Here is a 20,604-nt window from a genome sequence, read left to right as displayed (position 1 = left end):
GCCCTGAGACCCGTAAGGAGACTTGCCTTGCCACCGCTGGCCGCACGGCTGCCCGTCCCCGGGGCCTCGCGCGCCCGACCGGGCCGCGGGGATCTGGTGACCCTGGCCTTTCTCGCCTTCTCCTGGGTACTCGCGTTGTCGCTGGAGCTCTACTTCGTCGTCCACCATCAAGACATCCGGCGACAGGACCACGTCTTCGCCGACCTGTTCCGCATCTACGGGGCGGGGGACCGCTCCTACTACGGGCAGGGGCACATCGCCTTCCCCTACGCGCTGGAGTCGCTCAACGTCTTCGTCACCCAGATCCTCAACGCCGCGCTGGCCTACGCCGTGCTGCGGCGGCGCCCCTGGCGGCATCCGCTGCAACTGGCCGTCGGCTCCTACCTCACGTATTCCGTCGTCCTCTACCTGTGGCACGCGCACGCGGCCGGATATCCGGAGATGCCGGTGCGCGACGCCTGGGGCTACTTCATCTTCTACGCGCCCAACCTGCCCTGGCTGCTGGGCAACCTGTGGCTGGCGGCGACGGCCTTCCGCACCCTGAGCCGCCTCGCCGCCGGTGCGGAAGCCGTACCGGCCGGGAAGGAAGACCCGCGATGACCCGCACGCGCGTCGCGATCGTGGGCGCCGGAGTGGCGGGCCTGGGCGCGGCATGGGCCCTCAGCCGCCACCCACAGCGCTACGACATCGAGGTGTACGAGCGGGGCCCGGCCGTCGGCGGCAACGCTCGGACCGCGGACTTCCCCCGGAAGGACGGCGGCACGACACCGGCGGACGTGGCGGTGACCGCGTTCATCCCGTCCGTCTACCAGAACTACGTCGCCCTGCTGCGGACGCTGGGCATCGACACCGTCCCCACCCGCTTCAGCTACGCCGTGCACTACGGCGACGAGGTCTACGCCCACGACACCGACAGCGCGCTGCGCCGCCGGCTCCAGCCGGACATCACCGCCTTCCGCCGGCTGCTGCGCACCGTCGGCCGTTTCAACGTCCTCAGCAAGCAGCCCTCGCTCACCGCGGCGCTGCTCAACCCCTTCACCTACGTCTCCATGCGACAGGCCCTGAACTGGTGGGGCGTCTCCGAGGCGTTCCGCTACCAGGCGCTCAAGCCGCTGTTCGTGAACTTCGTCCTGACGTCCGGCGTCTTCGACATGCCCGCCTCGATGTTCGTCCGCTACCTGGACTTCTTCGACATCGAGCACAGCTCACCCATGGTGACCTGGCAGGGCGGCACCCGCGCGATCTACGCCCGGCTCACCCGGGACTTCGCCCACCGCATCCACCTCGACCACGCGGTGCGGCGAGTGATCCGCGACGGCGGCGGTGTGGTCCTCGTGGACGCCCACGGCGGGCGCGAGCGCTTCGACCACGTCGTCCTGGCCTGCAACGCCAACCACGCGCTCGCCCTCCTCGCCCGTCCCACCCGCCGCGAGCGCCGCCTGCTCGGCGCCGTGCGCTACGACGCCGGACTGCACGGCACGGCCGTGGCACACACCGACGACTCCCTCCTGCCCGACGACGCGCTGCGCGTACGCGAGACCAGGAGCACCTACGTCCGCCACTACGGCAGCGCCCCCGACAACTACGAGATCACCTACGTCATGCACAACCAGCAGCCCTGGGGCGACGGACCGGCCTCCCCCCGTCTGGTCACCTACAACGCCCAGCGTCCTCCGGCACCCCAGCACGTCGTCGGCCGCTACGAGTTCCAGCACGTCGTCCACGACATCCGGCACACCGTCCTGCTGCACGCCCTCCTGCCCACGCTCCAAGGCCGCCACGGCACCTGGTACTGCGGAGCCCACACCACCGTCAACAGCCAGGAGCACGCCTTCCTGTCGGGCCTCGCCGTGGCGCGCCAGCTCGGTGCCGACTACCCCTTCGCGGGCCATCGCGAAGCCACACGCTGGTTCAACTTCTACGGCCGGATGTGCCAGGGACCCCGCTTCCGCACGGCGTGACCACCCTGCCCCCGGCTGCGGCCGGACGACCACGGCCCGGATCCGTCGCGCGTTCCCCCTCCGCCCCACCCGTGCCGCCGCGCGCGGTCCGCCAACGATCTCCGCTCCGCGACGTCGGGGCGTCCTTCGCTGAGGAGCGACTCATGCAACCTGCCACGGATGTCCAGGCGTACGAGGCTCTGGCCCGGGATCCCGGCGAGCGCGGACGGTGTTACACCTCGCTGGTGCGCGACTACTACGGCTTCGCCACGGAGCTCTACCGCGCCGTGTGGGGCGAGTCCCACCACTTCCCGCCCTTCCGCGGTGGGGAGAGCCGCGCGGAGGCCATGGCCGCGGCCGAGCGGGCCATCGCGGACCGCGGCGGCTTCCGCCCGGGCATGGCCGTGCTGGACGTGGGCAGCGGGGTCGGCGGACCCGCCGTCACCATCGCCGGGCACAGCGGGGCCCATGTGACGGGCCTGGAACTGGTGCGGGAGAGACTGGAGTTCGCCAGGGCCCACGCCGCGGCTCAGGGCATGTCCCACCTCACCGACTTCCGCTCGGGCGACGCCATGCACCTGCCGTTCGGCGACGCGTCCTTCGACGCCGTCTACAGCATCCAGGCCATCTGCCACACACCGGACGCCGCCCGGGTGCACGCCGAGGTGGCTCGCGTGCTGCGTCCTGGCGGCGTCTACCTGGGCAGCGACTGGTTCCAGGCCGCCGGCCTCACGCCCGGGCAGCAGGCGCGCCTGGTGGAGCCGGTGTGCCAGGGCCTCGCGCTGCCCGCCCTGCGCACCCCGCAGGACCTGCGGCGGAACCTCGCGGCGGCGGGCCTGGTGGTGGAGGACGTCCACGACCTGGGCGACGAGGGCGACCTGGAGCCCAACTGGCGTGAGATGGAGGAGGTCATGGCGGCCGTCCCGCAGCAGGACAAGACCCCCGTGCTCGACTTCATGGAGCGCGCCGGCACCGCTCTGTGCCTCGCGGCCCGCAGCGGCGCGTTCGTCATGGCGTGCTGGGTGGCACGCAAGCCCTGACCGCCGAAGCGTGGGGCAAGGCCCGCCGCTGCTCGCTCCGGAGCCGGAGCCCGCCGACGTCGACGAGACCAGGAGCTGGTCGTCGAGGACTTGACCCCCGATCAGGTGTGGGACTGGCGGGTTCGGGCGCTGAAGGACCACCGGGTGGTGTGCGACCACATCGCCCGTTACGGCGAGGCGTCGGCGAGGCGGCTGTTCAGCAACCAACTGGTCGACCAGGCGCAGCGCCTCTCCCGCCTCGGCCACCTGGACCTCGGCTGCGCCACGTGGGCAGGCATGAGCGGCGGCGAGACGTCCGGCGTCGACCTGGCCCGGGTCCCGCTGCGGGCCGCGAGGGAGGTGGCCCGCAGGAACGGCGGCGGCCAGAAGGCGAAGAGGAAGCCACGGGCCGTCACTACGGCGCGGCGCGACGGGCGCGAGCCGATGGGCCTCGGAGCGGCGATCGGCGAGGCCGGTCTCCTCGCCGCCTGGTCGGCCGACCCGACCGACCAGGTCGCCGTCGCGGCCGTCGCCGTCGAGGTCCGTACGGCCATCGAGGCCGCCATCGCCACCGAGTGGACCGAGTTCCAGAAGATCACCGACCCGGCGGCCCTGGAGGCAGCCGACCCGGACGCCGCCGCGCGGGCACAGACCCGCACCGCCGAACACCTGCTCGCCGTGCGGCTAGGGCAGATGCACACCCAGGCCCGCCCCGTCCCGGTCCGGCCCGCGCCGCGCTCGCAGCGCCTGCCCGAGCTCGCCGCCCGTCCGCTGAACAGTAAGACCCGGGGAGTGATCGCCTGAACGCCGTCCCGGAGATGCCCGGCGTCGACCTCGCTGAGCGTTGCAATCGACGGAACGGCTAGAAGACGGAACGGCTGGAAGGCGGGTGTGCGGCTGCTTGTCAGCTCGGGTGCATGATCGGATCGGTTCGGAACGGTCGGGTGCGGCCGGGGTGGCTGGTGTCAGGGTTGATGTGGAAAGGGGGGCCTCGTGATCTCGGCACTCAACCAGCTCGTCGATCTTGTGGAGGAGCACCTCGCGGAGGATCCCGACGTCCGAGGCCTGGCCGGGGCGTTCGGCACGACCGAGTACCACTTGCGTCGGATGTTCTCGTCGCTGGCAGGCATGCCGCTGTCGGAGTACGTACGCCGACGGCGCATGACCGTGGCCGCCGCCGATGTCGTCCGGGGCGAGGGTGATCTGCTGAGCATCGCCGTCCGGCACGGGTACGGCTCGAGTGAGGCGTTCGGACGCGCGTTCCGCGCGGTCCACGGCGCCGGCCCCGGTGACGTGCGTCGCGATGGAGGCCCTTTGCGCACACAACCGCAGCTCAGGTTCCGCCTGACCGTCGAGGGGAGCAATCCCATGGACACCCGCCTCATCGACCGATACGCGTTCCGGCTCGTCGGACACGCGGTCCGGGTCCCGCTGATCCATCAGGGCGTCAATCCTCACATCCAGCGGCACATCGCCGCGCTGCCGCATGAGGAGCACCTGAGGCTGAAGGCCCTTGGTGACACCGAACCGGGAGGTCTGCTGCAGGTCTCCGACGACCTCGGCCCCGACCGCGGGGAGGGCAGCGAACTGACCTATCTGCACGGAGTGGCCCTCGCCCACGACACGCCGGCTCCGGACGACCTCGACACCATCGAGGTGCCGGCTGGGATGTGGGCGGTCTTCCGTACCAGCGGACCGCATCCGCAGGAATTGCAGACGACCTGGGCGGCGACTGCGACCGAGTGGTTCCCTTCCAACCCCTGGCGGCTGCGACCGGGTCCCTCGATCGTCGCGATCCTTGAGCGCGCGGACGACTTCAGCACCGCTACCTGCGAACTATGGCTGCCTGTCGAACAGACCTGACGCACCATCGACGCGGTTGAGCGCTTGAGTGGACGGATCCCGCCAGATGAAGCGCTCCGTCACACTGGCTGTGACTGAGCGCTTCAGTCGGCCACTAGAACTGGACGGGGCGGGCGTCGTGGGGCAGGGCGTCGAGGTCCTCCGCGAGGTCGTCGGCGAGTTGTCGCCAGTGGTCCAGGAGGTACAGGTGGCGCCCGGGGTAGAGCCGGAACGCCTTGAGCCCGGCGGTGGTGTGTGCCGCCCAGCCGTCGAGCCGGTCGGGCGGGAAGACGGAGTCGTCGCTTCCGCCCATGACGGTCACCGGGCAGGTGAGGGGGCGCGGGTACGCCGGGGTGTGCGTGCTGTAGGCGACGGCCTCGGCCTTGGAGATGGCAGCCATGGCCACGCCGCACCGCCGGGCGTCCCTGATCATCTCGGCGACCAGGGCCATGTTGACCCCGGTCGGGCGGCACACGGTGGCCGCCATGTGGGGCGCGTAGCGGTGCGGCGGGACCAGCGCCGACACGGCGAGGAGCACGGGGCCGGGCAGGTGCGCCGCCGACAGCGCGCACGCCGTCTCGTAGGCCAGCAGGGCGCCGGCACAGTGCCCGAAGAAGGCGAACGGCCGTCCCGCCGCGTCGCGGGACACGACGTCGGCCACGGTGCGGCCGAGCGCGGTCACGTCACGCGTGAGCGGTTCCCGGCTCCGGGCGCCGTGACCGGGCAGCTCCAGCGCACACAGCTCGACGGTCTCCGGCAGGTGCGCCTCCAGCGGCAGGTACATCTCCGCCGGCGCCCCGACGAAGGGGAAGCAGTACAGCCGCACGTCCGCCGTCGGCCGTCTGCTGCCGACGGCGGTCCATGCCGCGTTCCGTGCTGCCGTGGACGACGACGGCGTACGGCCGCCCGCGAGATGCCATCTGGTCACGGTGCTACGTCTCCTTCGGTCCCGGGTCTGCCCCCGTCGCGGGCTCAGGAGCCGACAGCCGTTTCCGTCCCCTCCGGATCCGCTGCGTGCGGTGCCCGCCCCTCGCCGGGCCCTGCGGTCACGGCCGTGCGCGGCGACGGCACGGGCGGGGCGGCGGACTGGCCGGCCAGGCCGAGGCGGAGGTGTACGAGCTGGGCGATCTCGGCCAGGGTGCCGTTGGCGCTGCGGATGAGTTCCATGGGCGGGATCTCCACCTCGTAGCGGCTCTGGAGCGTGACCAGGAGTTCCGCGGCCATGAGGGAGTCCAGGCCGTAGGTGTCGACGCGCTGGTGCGGGTCGATCTGGCCGGGGTCCATGTGCATGACCTCGGCGAGCATGCCGGCGAGGTGGTCGGTGAGGTACGCCAGTGCCTCCTCGGGGGACATCTGCGCCAGTCTGCGCAGCAGTTCCCTTTTGCCCATGCCGTCACCGGCGCTGCCGGCCGGGACAAGGTCCCGCAGCCGGGGTGTGTTGACCAGTGAGAGCAGGCGGCTGACGCGGGCCCAGTCGGCGCGTACGACGGTCGCTGTCTCGTCACCGCAGTGGAGCAGGTGCCCCGCCCGGGCGAAGGCTTCGGACGGCTTCATCGTCAGGAGCCCGAGAGAGGCCACCGAGGCGTCGAGGTCGTTGCGCGCGACATAGCCGTGGTCGCTGATGGCTCCCCAGGCGACGGCGAGTCCGGGGTGGCCCTCGTGGCGGCGCTTGCGGACGAGGCCTTCCAGGAAGAGGTTGGCGGCGACGTAGGGGGCCTGGGTCACGTTGCCGATGGTGCCGGTGCCGGAGGAGTGGGCGAGGAAGAGGTCGCAGTCGCGGTCCCGCGTCAGGGTGTCGAGGACCACGGCCCCGGCGACCTTCGGTGCCATGACGGCGGCCGTCCGCTCCGCGTCGAGTGCGACGAACTCCTCGTCGTCCAGGTGCATCGCCGCGTGCACGACCCCGCGCAGCGGGTGCCCGCCGGCCTCGGCGCGCGCCCGCACGTCCGTCATGGCGGCGAGGTCGGTGACGTCCGCCGCGTACGCCGTGGCGGTCACGCCCCGGGCGCGCAGGGCCGTGAGCACCGCCTCGGCCTCCGGCGCCCGCTCACCGCGGCGGCTGACGAGGGCGAGGTGCCGGGCGCCGAGGTCGGCGAGCCACCCGGCGGTCGCCGCGCCGAACCCGCTGGTTCCGCCCGTGACCAGGTACGTGCCGTCCGGGTCCAGGCGGGGCGCCCGCCGGTGGCGTACGACCAGCGGCGGCTCGTCCAGGGTGTCGAAGGCGACGACCACCTTGCCGATGTGGCGCGAGTGCTGGAGGTGGGTGAAGGCCTCGGCCACGCGGGCCGCGGGGAAGACGGTGTGCGGCAGCGCGCCCCGCAAACCTGTGCGGAGGATCGCGGACACGTCCCGCAGCAGGGTGCCGGTCTGTGCGGGATCGTTGAGTACCTTCGTCAGGTCGACCCCGAAGAAGGCGATGTTGTTCTTGAAGGGGTTGAGCAGCAGGGGCTTGTTCTCGTAGATGTCGCGCTTGCCCAGTTCCAGGAAGCGGCCGCCCGGGCGGAGGAGTTCGAGGCTGCGGGTGATGGCCTCGCCCGCGAGGGAGTTGAGGACCACGTCGACCCCGCGGCCACCGGTGATCTCCCGCACCTGGTCGGCGAACTCCAGGGAGCGGGAGTTCAGCGTGTGGTCCACCCCGAGGGACCGCAGGTAGTCCCGCTTCAGTTCGCTGCCGGCGGTGGCGATCACGTGCGCGCCGCGTGCGGTGGCGTAGCGCACGGCGGCGAGCCCGACCCCGCCGGCAGCCCCGTGGACGAGGACCGTCTCTCCCGGCTGCAACCGGGCCAGCGTGATCAGGCTGTAGTGCACGGTGGTCAACGCGACCGGCAGGGTGGCCGCCTCCGTGAACGTCATGCCGTCGGGCAGCGGGAGCAGACTGCTCTCCGGAGCCACGCAGTGGGAGGCCAGCGAGGCGAAGGCCATCCCGACGACGGGATCACCGGGCTTGAACCGGGTGACGCCCGGGCCGCAGGCCGCGACGACGCCCGCGCACTCCAGCCCGCAGCCGGACTCGGTGGCCGTTCCCTCGACGGCCTCCCTCGGGAGCAGGCCGACGCTCTGCATGATGTCCCGGTAGTTGAGGGCGGTGGCCTTCACCTCGACCAGTACCTCACCCGGTCCCGGCCGCGACGGGGGAGCCTCCTCCCAGTCGAGCCGGTAGGACAGGCCCGGTTGGCGCACCTCCAGCTTGTACGGTGTGTCCTCGGTCGCGGGCACGGCCGACGGGCGCGGCATCGTCCTGAGGACGAACCTGCCCCGCTCAGTGAGCACGATCTCGTCCTCGTCCGTGGGGGAGGCCAGCTCACGGGCCAGGCGCCGCGCGTCGTCCGCGGTGCCGTTGCGTCGGAGGGAGATACGCCGGCAGTCGAGGTCCGGCAGCTCGTTGACCAGGCACCGGCCGAGACCCCAGACGACGGCGTCGGCGGGGTGGCTGCTCCCGGTGCCCTCCGCCATCCCGCAGGGGCGGGTCACCAGCCACAGCTCCGCACGGACGCCTTCCGGCAGTTCGCCGCAGGCGAGGGCGCAGGTGCGCAGCAGCTCGGCCCGGTGGGTGGCGCGGGCGAGCACGTCACCGGCGGCCTCCTCGTCCGGCTCGCCGAGCAGCAGGACGATCGCCAGGGTGCCGCGGTGTTCTGTGCCGACGGCCGTGCGAAGCAGGTGTCCCCAGTCCTCGGGGGTACGAGGGGCCGTGGCCGGATCCGCGGCCCGGCCGCCGCCCGCGGTGACGGCCTCCTTCAGCGCGCGGGCCAGCGGCCGTGCGTCGGCGGTCTCGGCCACGGTCAGGACCAGGGCGTCCTCGCGGGCTCGGGGAGCCGCCGGTACCTGGGCGGCCTGCTCGGGCGGGGCGGTGGCGGTGCGGGCCAGCAGGACGGAGTAGTGGTCCCGGGCGGGAGCCCGGTCGTCACCGCTCTGGACGACCTCGGGGAACCCGCACGCGCGCAACAGTCCGGGCCACTCGTCGCGGGCCAGGAGCAGTGAGTGCGGGCGCAGCCGCGTGTCGGTGTGTCCGTGGAAGCTGTCCAGCGCGCCGAAGACCGGGGCAAGGACCTCCGCGTCGTGGGACTCCATGGCGAGCAGGCCGCCGCCGGGGGCCAGGAGGGAGGCGACGGCGTGCAGCGCGGCACTCAGGTCCCGCGCCGTGTGCAGCGCGTTGCCCGCCACCACCAGGTCGAAGGAGTGCCGGGCGAAGCCCTGCTCGACCGGGTCCCGGTCGAGGTCGAACGTGCGGTAGTCGACGAAATCGTGGTCCGCGAACCGCTTCTGCGCGCGAGCGAAGAAGAATGCCGAGGCGTCGGTGAAGCAGTACGTGGTGCGGTCCGCGGGCAGCACCGGCAGCAGGGCGGCCGTGGTGCCACCCGTGCCGGCGCCGACCTCGAGCACCCGCAGCGGCCGGTCGGCGGGCCAGGCGCGCACGATCTCCCGCAGCAGCCGCTGCGCGATCCGGTTGTGGAACCGGCAGACCGGCGCGGTGTCGTAGAACTGCTCGAGCATTCTGACGGAGGTGTCGTCGGCCAGCAGTTCCACCGGGTCCCGGCGTCCGCGCAAGACGTCGTCGAGCTTGTCGGCCTGCCGGGCGAGCAGCGCCTGGGCGTGGACGTACGCCGACGCCTCGGCCGAGACGGGCGCCATCACCGCGGGCAGCCGCAGCCCGGCGGGGCGCACGAGATAGCGGCCGTCGGGTTGTGGCTGGAGGAGGCCGCGCCGGCACAGGGCAGGGGCCAGCAGTTCGACGAGCCTGACGTGCCGCTCCGCCAGGCCGCGCGCCACCAGGTCCGGCACGCTCAGCGGGGTGTCGGCCGCGCCGGCCAGGCCGGCCAGCACATCGCCCAGGAGGTCGACGAAGGTGTCGGCGAACCGCGGGCCCGCGTGTTCGTAGCGCAGCGCCCGCCAGCCCTCGCGCAGCCGCCCGATGGACTCGGCGCAGGCCGCTACGACGCGCTCGGGGGAGGGCATCGGCGCGGGGCCGAGCGGCTCGCCGGGCCACGGCGCGGCGCGCGGCACCGTGTGGAGGACAGCCAGCGGCAGCCGTTGCGCCGCGGTGAAGCGGCGCATGCGGCAGCCGTCGAGCTGGACGGACACCGTGCCGTCGGGGTCGGTGACGGTGATGTCCCAGCACACCTCGTCCCGGGAACGGGAGCGCTCCGTCAGCCGGACGGTGCCGGTCGGCGCGGGGGTGCCCCACACCCGGACGGCACCGACGAGGGCGGGAAGGTACGCCTCGCCGTCGTCCAGCCGGTCGGCGAGCAGCGGCACACCGGCCTGCAGCGCGCCGTCGAGCAGCGCCGGGTGCACGGTGAGGGGACCGGCCTGCGGCTCGTAGGCGTAGGCGGCGACGACCTCGCCCTCGCCCACGTGCAGCTCGGTCAGCACCTGGAAGGCGGGCCCGTATCCGAGGCCGGCGGCGGCGCAGCGGCTGTAGTGGTCCTCGGCGGTGAGGCGCCCCTGGCACGGCTCCGGCGGGGAGGCGGGGTCGGTGACGGGGGCCGGGCGGGGGGTGACGAGACGCCGCACTCGGGCGCGGGCGTGGACGCGTGGCTCCTTGGCCTGTTCGTCGCTCGCGGCGACCAGCAGGACCCCGTCGTCGGGGTCGAGCGAGACGTGCAGCCGTACCTGGGAGGCGGTCGCCCAGGGGACGACCAGGGCGGTCGTGATCTCCAGGTGCTCCATCTCGGCGGGTCCGTCGAAGGCCTCGCGCCCCGCGGCCAGGGCCATCTCGACGTATCCGGTGGCGGGCATGACGACGGACCCGGCCACCCGGTGATCGGTGAGCCACGGCACCAGGACGGGCTCCACGGCCCCCGACCACAACGGCGTGGGGGCGGCGATCCGGGCGCCCAGCAGCGGGTGCCGGTACGGGCCGTCCGGCGTGAACCAGTCCCTGCCGCCGCTGAAGTGGCGCTCCCGCTGCCAGGGGTAGGCGGGCAGGCGCGCCACCCGGCCCCGCACGGGGAAATACCGCGTCCAGTCCGTGACCGCCCCGACCGCGATCAGGCGGGCGTGGGCGCGGGCCAGGCCGTCCGGCCCGTCGGCGTCCCGGTGCAGCGTCGGCAGCACGGCCGTGGCGGTGTGCGGGCGGCTGCCGGTGACGCGCCGCAGGTAGGTGCGCAGCACGGGGTGGGGGCCGATCTCCAGGAAGACGTCAGCGCCGTCCTCCATGGCTTCGTCGACGGCGGCGGCGAAAGCGACGGGCTCGCGGACGTTGCGCCACCAATAGTCCGCGTCCAGGTCCGCTCCGGCGATGCGGGCGCCGGTGACGGTGGAGTAGAAGGGGACGGACGCGGCGCCGGGCTCCAGGTGCTTGAGCGCCGCGGTGAGCGGCGCCTGCTGCGCGTCCATGGCACGGCTGTGGAAGGCGTAGTCGAGCCCGAGGTCCCGGAAGAACACGCTACGCCCGGCCAATTCCTCGCCGAGCGCCGCCAGGGTGGTCGCGTCTCCGGCGACGGTGACGTCCTTGTCGCTGTTCACACCGGCGATCTCCAGGCGTCCCCCGTACGGCGCCAGCGCCTCGACGGCGTCCTCGCGGCCCAGGCCGACGGCCGCCATCCGGCCGCTGCCCGCGGTGAGCGCCTGCGCCTGGCTGCGCTCGTGAACGACGTGTGCCGCCTCGGCGAGCGTCAGCGCTCCGGCGGTGTGGGCGGCGGCGACCTCGCCGACGCTGTGTCCCAGCACCATGGCCGGCTCGACGCCACGGGCCCGCAGCACGGCGACGACGCCCACCTGCACGGCGAACAGCAGCGGTTGGGCGACCTCGGTCGCCTCCAGCCGCCACCGGTCCGCGGGCCGGGCGAGCTCCTCGGTCACCGACCAGCCCAGGCGCGGGGCGAGTTCGGCGTCCACGGCCGTGACCGCGGCGCGGAAGTCGTCGTCGCCCGCGAGGAGATCAGCGCCCATGCCCGCCCACTGCGAGGCGTTCCCGGCGAACACGAACGCCACCCGCCCGTGCCGGACGGCCTTCACCCCCAGGTCGGCCGGGACGGCCGGGTCGTCGGCGACGCGGGCCAGCCGCTCGGCGGCCTGCGCGGCGTCGGCGGCGAGCACCGCGGTGCGGTGCTCGTGCTTGCCGCGGCGCAGGCAGGAGGTGTACGCGATGTCGTAGAAGTCGCCGGGGTCCGCCGCGGCCAGGTGGGCGGCCGTGCGGGACGCCGCTTCGCGCAGCGCCTGCGGGGTGCGGGCCGTCACCACGACCGGGAGTTCGGTCGGTGCGTCCACGGGGCGGGCCGGCCCGGGCACCGGCGGCGCGGCCGCGACGACGGCGTGGGCGTTGGCACCGCCGAAGCCGAAGGAGTTGACTCCGGCGACCGCCCGGTCGGTCTGCCGGAGGGGCCGGTTCTCGGTGACGAGGTCCAGACCGAGGCCGGTGAAGTCGATCGCGGGGTTCGGCGGGTCGGCGTGCAGCGAGGCGGGGATCACGCCGTGGCGCAGGACGAGCAGCGCCTTGCACAGGCCGGCCATGCCGGAGGCCGGTTCCAGGTGGCCCAGGTTGGTCTTGACCGAGCCGAGCGGCAGGGGGCCGTTGACGCGGCGGACGCCGAGCGCATGGCCGATGGCCTGCGCCTCGACGGGGTCGCCCACGGCCGTGCCCGTCCCGTGCCCCTCGAAGTAGACGAGGTCGTCGGGGTGGACGCCGAAGTCGGCGTACACCCTGCGCAGCAGGCCCTCCTGCGTCTCGGCGCTGGGCAGCGCCAGGCCCATCGTCCGGCCGTCGCAGTTGCTGGCGGTGCCGAGGATCACGCCGTGCACGCGGTCACCGTCGGCGAGGGCGTCCCGAAGGGGCTTGAGCAGCACCACCCCGCCGCCCTCGGCACGCACGAAGCCGTCGGCGTCCGCGGAGAACGACGCGCACCTGCCCCGGCGCGAGAGCATCGCGGCCTGCGAGAAGCCCACGTAGTGGTACGGGGTGAGGAGGACGTTGGCGCCGCCGCACAGGGCGACGCGGCTGGTGCCGTCCCACAGGGTGCGGCAGGCGCGGTCGAGGGCGACGAGCGAGGACGAGCAGGCGGTGTCGACCGCCATGCTCGGCCCGCGCAGGTCGAAGGCGTGGGAGAGCCGGTTGGCCGCGATGGACGAGGCGGCGCCGGACATCGTGTAGGGCCCGATGTTGTCGGGCCGGAGCATCTGCAGGACACCGTAGGAGGCGTCCGAGATGCCGACGTAGACGGCCGTGTCCGACCCCGCGAGGGCCGCCGGGTCGACGCCCGCGTCGTCCAGCGCCTCGGCGGTCAGTTCGAGGAGCAGCCGGTGCTGGGGGTCCATGTGGGCCGCTTCCTTCGGGGAGATGCCGAAGTAGGCGGCGTCGAACCGCTCGATGTCGGCGAGGAAGCCGCCGGCGGCCGTGTAGCTCTTGCCCGTGCGGGGCATCGTGGCGTCCACGAAGCGGTCGGCGTCGAAGCGGTCGGCGGGCATCTCGGTCACGAGGTCACGCCCTTCCCGCAGGGCGTTCCACAGGCCGTCCATGTCGGCGATCCCGCCGGGGAGTCTGCAGGACACGCCCACGACGGCGACGGCTCGTTCGCCGTAAAGGCTTGGCTCCAGGTTCACGTGACGGACCTTCCTCGCACCAGGTGTTCCGCTCGGCTGACAGCGCGAGCGCCGCGATGGCATCGACGTGTCCTGGGACGGCATGACATCGACGCGTCCTGAACTGACTACACACGGCAACGGATTCCTGCCCGGTCGACACTCTCCGCGACGGCTGATTCACCTGGAACGGCAACGGGGCGCTCGTTGACGCCGGATCACTCGTTAGGTGGGGGACCGGCCGTGCACGGCGCCCCGACGGGACAGCGCGCCCTCCAGCGTGGAACGCTCCGAGGGCTCCCACGGCCGGTACGGTGCCCGGCCCTCGCCCAGGGAACGGCGCGACGCCGCGCCGGTGCCGTTCCACGGGCAGACCGTCGGACATCCGTACCGGCGGCGGGCCCGGGTACGCGTCCGGACACCCCGCACCGGCGGCGCGGCCCGACGGGCCGCCGGTCGCGCCAGACGCCTCCGCGTGCGCTGTCCGTCCGTCCCGTGTCCGTGCCCTGTCTGTTCCCTCCGCGTGAAGGAGACGCCTTGTCCATCCTGTTCACCGGTGCCACCGGCTTCCTCGGCAGCCGCGTCCTGCGCGAACTGCTCGCCAGGGGCGGCGACGCACCGATCACCGTCCTGGGCCGCGGCAGCGGACGCGCCCTGCGAACCCGTACCGAAGCCGCGGTGACCTGGCTGGACACCCCGCCCCTGCCGGCCGCTGCCTTCGAACGCCTGCGCTTCCTCAGCGGGGACATCACCCTGCCGGGGCTCGGCCTGTCGGCAGCGGACCGCGCCCGGGCGACCGACGGCGTGACCGAGATCTGGCACAGCGCGGCCCTGCTGAAGCTGGAGGGCGACCCGGTGCCGCTGTACGCCGCCAACGTGCTCGGCACCCGGCACGTCCTGGAGCTCGCCGACGAGGCGCCCGACGCCCATGTGCTGCACGTCAGCACCGCCTACGTGGCCGGCCGCCGCCTCACCGGCCACGTCCTGGAGAGCGAGCTGAGTGAGGAGTACGGCTTCCAGACGTCGTACGAGGAGAGCAAGTACACCGCCGAACGCCTGGTCCGCGCCTGGGCGGGGCGCACCGGGCGCCGGGTCACCGTCCTGCGGCCGAGCCTGCTCGCCACCGACCGGCCCGTGCCCGGCCACCTGCCCGGGCAGCCCCTGGACGTCCTGTTGCGGATCGTCGACGACGGCATGCGCGCCCGCGCCAGCCACGGTCACGGCCTGACCCGGTACCTGACGGCAGCGGGGCTGCGCGGAGAGGCGCTGCGGATCCGCGTCCCGGCGGACCCCGAGGGGGAGGGCAATGTCGTGCCCGCCGAGTACGCCGCGCGTGCCATGGTGCGCGCGGCGGCCCGGACCGCGGGGTGGGACGGTGTCCGTACGGTGCACGTCACTCACCCGCACAACACCACGGCCCGCGCCGCCGTCCGGGCACTGCACGCCCGCTACCCGGGGATCGCCGTCCACCTCGTACCGGAGGTGGACCGGCCCACGCCCCTGGAGGCCCTGGTCGCGCAACAGGCCGCGGGCGTGCTCGGGTTCAGCGCGTTCCACCGGACCTACGACCGTACGAACCTGCTGGCGGCCGTGGGGGACCTGCCGGACCCCGAGCCCGTCGACGACGCGTACCTGGCCCGCGCGTGCGGGGCCGGGCAGGTCGCCGTCCCGGCCTGACCCCCGCGGGCCCGGCGGCCGCCCCGCCGCCGGGCCCGGCCTCACGGCTCCGCGCGGGTGCGGTGTCCCTCGGCGCGGAAGGTGCGGGTCCGGGTGCGGTAGCGGCGTACGGAGCCCGGCCAGAGCGCGGTGACGTGCCCCCCGCGAGGGTCCTGGTACCAGCTCCGGCAGCCGCCGGACTGCCAGACGGTGTCGCGCATGCGGCGGCGCAGGTCGGCGCTGTAGGCCTGCTGGGTCGCGGGCAGGACCTCGACCTCCGCGAGGCGGTGCTCGCGCAGGTGGGATAGACAGCTCAGCACGTAGTCGAGCTGGGCCTCCAGCAGCAGGGTGACGGAGGAGTGGCCGAGCCCGCTGTGCGGGCCGAGGAGCACGAACATGTTGGGAAAGCCCGGCACCATGACGTTGTGGTGGGCCTCCATCCCCTCGCTCCAGGCGTCCGCTAGGCGCCGCTGCGCGCGGCCGACGACGCGCCGCGCCAGGGCCGGTCTGCCGACCGCGTACCCGGTGGCGAAGACGATGACGTCGGCGGGGCGGACGCGCCCGTCGCGGGTGATGACGGAGTCCTCGGTGACGGCGGCGACGGGGTCGGTGACGAGGCTGACGTGGGTGCGGCGCAGCGCGGGATAGTAGTCGTTCGACAGCAGGACGCGCTTGCAGCCCAGGCGGAAGGACGGGAGCAGGCGCCGCCGCAGCTCCCGCTCCGGCACGCGGCAGCGCAGGTGCAGGCGTGCGAGGGCCGTCACGCCCCTGCTCACGACGCGGTGCAGCGGGCCGGTGAAGCACAGCAGCCAGCTCTCGCGCGTCCAGTAGGCGACGGCCCTGGCCAGGCGGCGCAGGCGCGGCGAGCGCCGGTACAGCGCCGACTCGGCCGCGGGGACACGCCGTTCGAGGCGGGGGAGCACCCAGGGCGGCGTCCGCTGGTACACGTCGAGGGCCGCGGCCCGTTCGGCGAGGTGCGGGACGCACTGCACCGCCGAGGCGCCGGTCCCGATCAGGGCCACGCGCTTGCCGGCCACGTCGCAGGCGCCGTCCCAGCGCGCGGTGTGGAAGGCCGCTCCCCGGAACGTGGCGAGGCCGGGCAGCGCGGGCACGTGCGGCTCGCTGAGCAGGCCGGTGGCCGTGACGAGGAAGCGGCAGCGGTACCGCCGCTCTCCGGTCCGGACGTACCACCGCGCCTCGGCCTCGTGCCAGCGGGCCTCCTGGACCTCGCTGCCCAGGCGCAGGTGTTCGTCGAGGCCGCAGTCGGTCGCGCAGCGGCGCAGGTAGGAGCGGATCTCGTCGGCGGCGGGCAGGGACGAGCGCCATGCCGGGAAGGGGGCGAAGGAGTAGGCGTACAGGTGTCCGGGGACGTCGCAGGCGGCGCCCGGGTAGCGGTTGTCGTGCCAGGTGCCGCCCACGTGCGCGGACCGCTCGAGGACGACGACGTCGAGGATGCCCGCCTGCCGCAGGCGGATGGCGGCGCCGAGCCCGGAGACGCCCGCGCCGACGACCACGACGGTGTGCTCCTCCCAAGGTGGTGTCCGCTCCGACGGCGGTGCCCCGCCGTCCTCCTGTCGGCCGTTCGCGGCGGGGAGGCGTACGTCCATGGGAGAGCTCCGGCGTTCCGGCACCTTGCGGTGGTGGTACGGGCGGTGGGGGCGGCGGCACGGGAGGCCCGGCGTCCCCGGGGCCTGCGCACGGGGTGTGCTGCTGCCGCAGATGATCCTCCGGAACGCGGCGGCCCGGACGCGACACGCTCGGCGAAGGCGGTGGGTCGGTGCGTGCGGGGGAGGGCGGCAGGTCGGCTGCCCGGCCGACGCCCGGGTCGTGCAACGCGACGGCCGCAGGGACGTTCGGCGCCGCCGTCATGCTGCAGGACCTGAGGGCTGACCGGGCCTGGGCTCTCCCGGCCATCAGCGGCAGTGTGCTGCGCCACTGGTCCGCCACGCCCGGCAGCTCGGTGTGGCTACTGCTGCTGGTCTTCTTCGAGCGTGGCCGCGAGCGGCGTCACGGGCCGGCTTGGTTCACGCTGACCATGCCGCTGCCGGCCCGCCTGCCGTCGATGTCTTCGAAGGCGGCTTCGGCGTCGGTGTCGAGCAGCACGTACTGGTGGTGCGAAACAGGAACCAGCATGTCCGTTTGCCCTTTCTCCGCCGGTGGTCACGGGTGCACGGTGGGCGGGGGCCGTGCCAGGCCCGGACGTTGCGGATGTTGCGGGCGATGTCCGGCAGGGCGCTCATCGTCGTCATCACCGGGATGTAGGTGTGGAAGACGCAGCCGCCCTTCATCAGGTGGGTGGACCCGCTCCAGAAGGTGTCATCGCGCGGAAGGGCACCGTGCGGTAGTTGAAGCCGCCGGGTGCGTGTCCGGCCTTGATGAAGGTGTAGGTGTAGGTGTACTTCGAGGAGGTGCTGTCCTTCTTGTACTTGGCGGGCTGGTCGTACTCGTTCGTTGCCGTGCGCACCCTGGATCGTTCCTCGTGGACACGGGTTCTGGACGCGGGTTCTGGACGCGGGCCGGCCGGGGCCCGCCGACGGCGCCGCGGCGGTCACCGCCCGCCAGCTTCGGGGATCCGTACGCCCTCATGACGGCTGCGGTCGTACCGGTCACTATGCTGCCGAGGTGATCGCGCAGTCAGCCCCGCCGCTGACCCTGGAAGCCGCCAGGGACCTTCAGGACATGCTCCGGGCCGAGATCGGGCCGGGTCTCGGCGAGCGGGAACTCGATGCGGTCGAGGCGCGGTTCGGCTTCACGTTTTCGGCGGATCACCGGGTCTTTCTCGCCGCCGGGCTTCCGCACGGATCACGGCACTGGCCGGACTGGCGCAACGGCGACCCCCAGGACCTGGCCGGACGGCTCTCCCAACCGATCGAGGGCGTGCTCTTCGACGTCGAGCACAACAACTTCTGGCACCCTTCCTGGCCGCCGAGGCCCCCAGAAACCTCCCATGCGCTCCAGGTCGCACGGTCGCGGTTGGCGACCGCACCGAAGCTGGTCCCCGTCTACAGCCACCGCTACCTGCCGGGCACCGCAGGCGAAAGCGGCCACCCCGTACTCTCCGTCCACCAGACCGACATCATCATCTACGGCAACCACCTCGCCGACTACCTACGGCACGAGTTCACCGGCCGGGCAAGCAGGCTCACAGCCCGTGCGAGCGTCGGCTTCTGGTCGTACTTCGTCGACGGCGCTGCCGGCACCGACGTCACCGCGCCCACACCACACACCCCCTACGCCGTCACCGCCCAGGAGGCTGTCGAGTACCTCCGGATGCTGGCACTGGAGCGCCTGATCGGCCGACAGCACCACCCACACCAACTGATCGAGGCAGGGCTTACAGCGCTGCTCCTCGACGTCGAGACGGACTCGCTTCCGCTGCTCGCCGGTCTGTCACGCACCGAGCACGACCGCGCCGAGACGCTCTTCGACCACGTACTGACCGAACTCGCTCTCCCCGAGAGCCTGCCGGGCGATGACACCGACATCCCTTGGGAGGCGGCACGCTGGGAACTCGTCCGCTGGTGGCTCCGGCTGATCGTGAACGGAAGCCTGGCCCCCGGCGCCGGTGGTGACGTGATCACGTACGAGGGCTGGAGCGCACTGGGCCGTCCCCAGTCGCTCCAGCCGCTTGTCGACAAGGTCGACGCGTACAACGACTGGGAGGCAACCCAGCACGGGACACGCGAGCAAGCGATCGTCACGGAAGCCGAACGGCTGCTCGCAGGACCCTGGCCTCCGCCGGAGTAATGCCCGTACAGGAGCAATGCCCGTACGGGCGCAGCGGCGGGCGGTGACCCCCCGGAGGTCCGGCGGCCCCGGACGGTGAGTCGGACGCGTGCGGATGAGAGGTCAGCGCCGATGCCGATACGGAGAGCGCTGCACGGGGGGCCGGTACCGCGCTGCGAAGGTGGCGGAAGCCGCCGCCTTCGCAGCGCAGGACCTCCGGCGCGGCCGCGGCGGGGCGAGTCGGCACCCTGTGAGGCTGTCCAACGCCCGCGCGGCGGCGATCACCGCCGCCGCGCGGTACCGGCCGGGCCGCCGTCGCCGGAGTCGGTCAGATGACGCCTTGGGCGAGCATCGCGTCGGCGACGCGTTCGAATCCGGCGATATTGGCGCCCACGACGTAGTCGCCGGGGGCTCCGTAGCGCTCCGCGGTCGCACGGACGGTCTCGTGGATATCGCGCATGATGCCCGCGAGGCGGGCCTCGACCTGGTCGAAGGTCCAGGACTCGCGGGCCGCGTTCTGCCGCATCTCCAGGGCGCTGGTCGCCACGCCGCCCGCGTTGGCGGCCTTGCCCGGGCCGAAGAGGACGTCCGCGTCGCGCAGGACGCGGACGGCGTCGGGGGTGGTGGGCATGTTGGCGCCCTCGGAGACGGCCTTGACGCCGTTGCGGACCAGGGTCCGCGCCGCGTCGGCGTCCAGTTCGTTCTGGGTGGCCGAGGGGAGGGCGACGTCGGTGGGGACGTCCCAGACGCTGCCGCCCGCCACGTACCGGGCCGAGGCCCCCCGACGCTCGGCGTAGTCGCTGACGCGACCGCGCTCGTGCTCCTTGATCTCCTTGAGGAGCGCGAGGTCGATGCCCTTCTCGTCGACGACGTAGCCGCCGGAGTCCGAGGCGGTGAGCACGTGCGCGCCGAGGGCCTGCGCCTTCTCGATCGAGTAGAGGGCGACGTTGCCGGAGCCGGAGACGGTGACCTGGCGGCCGTCCAGGTCCTCACCCCGGGTCCGCAGCATCTCCAGGGCGAAGAGGACGTTGCCGTACCCGGTGGCCTCGGCGCGGACCAGGGAGCCGCCCCAGCCGATGCCCTTGCCGGTGAGGACGCCGGCCTCCCAGCGGTTGGTGATGCGCCGGTACTGGCCGAAGAGGTAGCCGATCTCGCGGCCGCCGACACCGATGTCGCCGGCGGGGACGTCGGTGTGCTCGCCCAGGTGACGGTGCAGCTCGATCATGAAGGACTGGCAGAAGCGCATGACCTCGGCGTCGGAGCGGCCGTGCGGGTCGAAGTCGCTGCCGCCCTTGCCGCCGCCGATGTTGAGGCCGGTGAGGGCGTTCTTGAAGATCTGCTCGAAGCCGAGGAACTTCACGGTGCCGAGGCCGACCGTCGGGTGGAAGCGCAGGCCGCCCTTGTAGGGGCCGAGCGCGCTGTTGAACTCGATGCGGAAGCCCCGGTTGACGTGGACGCGGCCCGCGTCGTCCTGCCACGGCACCCGGAAGATCAACTGCCGCTCGGGCTCCACGAGCCGCTCCAGGACACGTGCGTCGAGGAGTTCGGGGCGCGCGGTGAGCACCGGTTCCAGGGACTCCAGGACCTCGCCGAGTGCCTGGTGGAACTCGGGTTCGCCCGGGTTGCGCCGCAGGACCTCCGCGTGGAGGGGGCGGAGCAGGGCCGGCATGTCCCGGTGAACGGGCTGGGTGGGGAGCGCGGTCATCTGGTTGCTTCCTGTTCGGTGGGGCGGTGCGGGACCCGGGTGGTGCGATGTGCCTACGTACCCCGCGCACCCCCGGAGAGGGACGTGGTACGGACGGTACAAGGGCCGTGCCGGGGCGCCCCCGGCGGGTCGTGCGGCGGAAGGGGCGGCCGGTCCGGCCCCACGAGCGCGGCGGCCGGTCAGCCGACGATGGCGACGG

The 20,604-nt window shown here is 73.2% G+C and carries 13 protein-coding genes; 7 read left to right on the top strand and 6 right to left on the bottom strand.

The genetic code is table 11. From position 1 onward, the window contains the following. Nucleotides 1–96: 96 nt before the first annotated feature. The 5 genes from IE330_RS05525 to IE330_RS05505 all read left to right on the top strand — a co-directional run bounded on the left by IE330_RS05525 (nt 97) and on the right by IE330_RS05505 (nt 4,822). The gene (locus tag IE330_RS05525) at nt 97–600 is read left to right on the top strand and encodes an EXPERA domain-containing protein (protein ID WP_190134719.1); all 504 of its coding nucleotides are present in this window, start codon (nt 97–99) and stop codon (nt 598–600) included. After that, nucleotides 597–1,961 (top strand): FAD-dependent oxidoreductase, encoded by a 1,365-nt coding sequence (locus tag IE330_RS05520; protein WP_190134718.1) that lies wholly within the window; start codon nt 597–599, stop codon nt 1,959–1,961. The genes IE330_RS05525 and IE330_RS05520 overlap by 4 nt, the downstream gene beginning before the upstream one ends. A 143-nt stretch (nt 1,962–2,104) precedes the next feature. Continuing rightward, the gene (locus tag IE330_RS05515) at nt 2,105–2,980 is read left to right on the top strand and encodes a class I SAM-dependent methyltransferase (protein WP_190134717.1); all 876 of its coding nucleotides are present in this window, start codon (nt 2,105–2,107) and stop codon (nt 2,978–2,980) included. Nucleotides 2,981–3,070: 90 nt separating this feature from the next. Next, on the top strand, nt 3,071–3,763 hold the full coding sequence (locus IE330_RS05510; protein WP_190134716.1) for a hypothetical protein: 693 nt from the start codon (nt 3,071–3,073) through the stop codon (nt 3,761–3,763). Nucleotides 3,764–3,952: 189 nt separating this feature from the next. Next, nucleotides 3,953–4,822 (top strand): AraC family transcriptional regulator, encoded by an 870-nt coding sequence (locus IE330_RS05505; protein WP_190134715.1) that lies wholly within the window; start codon nt 3,953–3,955, stop codon nt 4,820–4,822. 94 nt (nt 4,823–4,916) lie between these two features. On the opposite strand, the gene IE330_RS05500 is transcribed toward IE330_RS05505, so the two are convergent. Next, nucleotides 4,917–5,729, bottom strand: coding sequence for a thioesterase II family protein (locus tag IE330_RS05500; RefSeq protein ID WP_190134714.1), 813 nt, complete (start codon nt 5,727–5,729; stop codon nt 4,917–4,919). A gap of 44 nt (nt 5,730–5,773) precedes the next feature. Further along, nucleotides 5,774–13,339, bottom strand: a complete 7,566-nt coding sequence (locus IE330_RS05495) for a type I polyketide synthase (RefSeq protein ID WP_229925402.1) — start codon at nt 13,337–13,339, stop codon at nt 5,774–5,776. 516 nt (nt 13,340–13,855) lie between these two features. On the opposite strand from IE330_RS05495, the gene IE330_RS05490 reads away from it, so the two are divergent. Next, nucleotides 13,856–14,995 carry an SDR family oxidoreductase gene (locus IE330_RS05490; protein WP_229925401.1) on the top strand — a complete coding sequence of 380 codons (1,140 nt, stop codon included), beginning with the start codon at nt 13,856–13,858 and terminating at the stop codon, nt 14,993–14,995. 41 nt (nt 14,996–15,036) lie between these two features. Here the strand turns inward: IE330_RS05490 and IE330_RS05485 are convergent, their stop codons facing one another. The 3 genes from IE330_RS05485 to IE330_RS05480 form a co-directional block, all read right to left on the bottom strand. Further along, nucleotides 15,037–16,581 carry a flavin-containing monooxygenase gene (locus tag IE330_RS05485; protein WP_190134712.1) on the bottom strand — a complete coding sequence of 515 codons (1,545 nt, stop codon included), beginning with the start codon at nt 16,579–16,581 and terminating at the stop codon, nt 15,037–15,039. Between the two features lie 400 nt (nt 16,582–16,981). After that, the gene (locus IE330_RS39605) at nt 16,982–17,107 is read right to left on the bottom strand and encodes a hypothetical protein (protein ID WP_268257266.1); all 126 of its coding nucleotides are present in this window, start codon (nt 17,105–17,107) and stop codon (nt 16,982–16,984) included. Between the two features lie 154 nt (nt 17,108–17,261). After that, the gene (locus IE330_RS05480; RefSeq protein ID WP_190134711.1) at nt 17,262–17,438 is read right to left on the bottom strand and encodes a hypothetical protein; all 177 of its coding nucleotides are present in this window, start codon (nt 17,436–17,438) and stop codon (nt 17,262–17,264) included. A 158-nt stretch (nt 17,439–17,596) separates the two neighbouring features. Between IE330_RS05480 and IE330_RS05475 the strand changes: the two genes are divergently transcribed. Then, complete coding sequence (locus tag IE330_RS05475; protein WP_229925400.1) at nt 17,597–18,721, top strand: SMI1/KNR4 family protein; 1,125 nt, start codon at nt 17,597–17,599, stop codon at nt 18,719–18,721. Between the two features lie 307 nt (nt 18,722–19,028). Here IE330_RS05475 and gdhA read toward each other — a convergent pair whose 3' ends face one another. After that, nucleotides 19,029–20,369, bottom strand: coding sequence for an NADP-specific glutamate dehydrogenase (gdhA, locus tag IE330_RS05470; RefSeq protein ID WP_229925417.1), 1,341 nt, complete (start codon nt 20,367–20,369; stop codon nt 19,029–19,031). Nucleotides 20,370–20,604 lie beyond the last annotated feature (235 nt).

Source organism: Streptomyces longispororuber (genome assembly GCF_014656095.1).
GTDB lineage: Bacteria > Actinomycetota > Actinomycetes > Streptomycetales > Streptomycetaceae > Streptomyces > Streptomyces longispororuber.
Note: the sequence above shows the minus strand (reverse complement) of the source record. Positions and strands in the feature narration are given on the sequence as shown.

What these genes read in the sequence shown, in the direction of transcription:
- gdhA (WP_229925417.1), bottom strand. Translation starts at nt 20,369, where the DNA reads ATGCCGGCCCTGCTCCGCCCCCTCCACGCGGAGGTCCTGCGGCGCAAC.
- IE330_RS05520 (WP_190134718.1), top strand. Translation starts at nt 597, where the DNA reads ATGACCCGCACGCGCGTCGCGATCGTGGGCGCCGGAGTGGCGGGCCTG.
- IE330_RS39605 (WP_268257266.1), bottom strand. Translation starts at nt 17,107, where the DNA reads ATGCTGGTTCCTGTTTCGCACCACCAGTACGTGCTGCTCGACACCGAC.
- IE330_RS05485 (WP_190134712.1), bottom strand. Translation starts at nt 16,581, where the DNA reads ATGGACGTACGCCTCCCCGCCGCGAACGGCCGACAGGAGGACGGCGGG.
- IE330_RS05515 (WP_190134717.1), top strand. Translation starts at nt 2,105, where the DNA reads ATGCAACCTGCCACGGATGTCCAGGCGTACGAGGCTCTGGCCCGGGAT.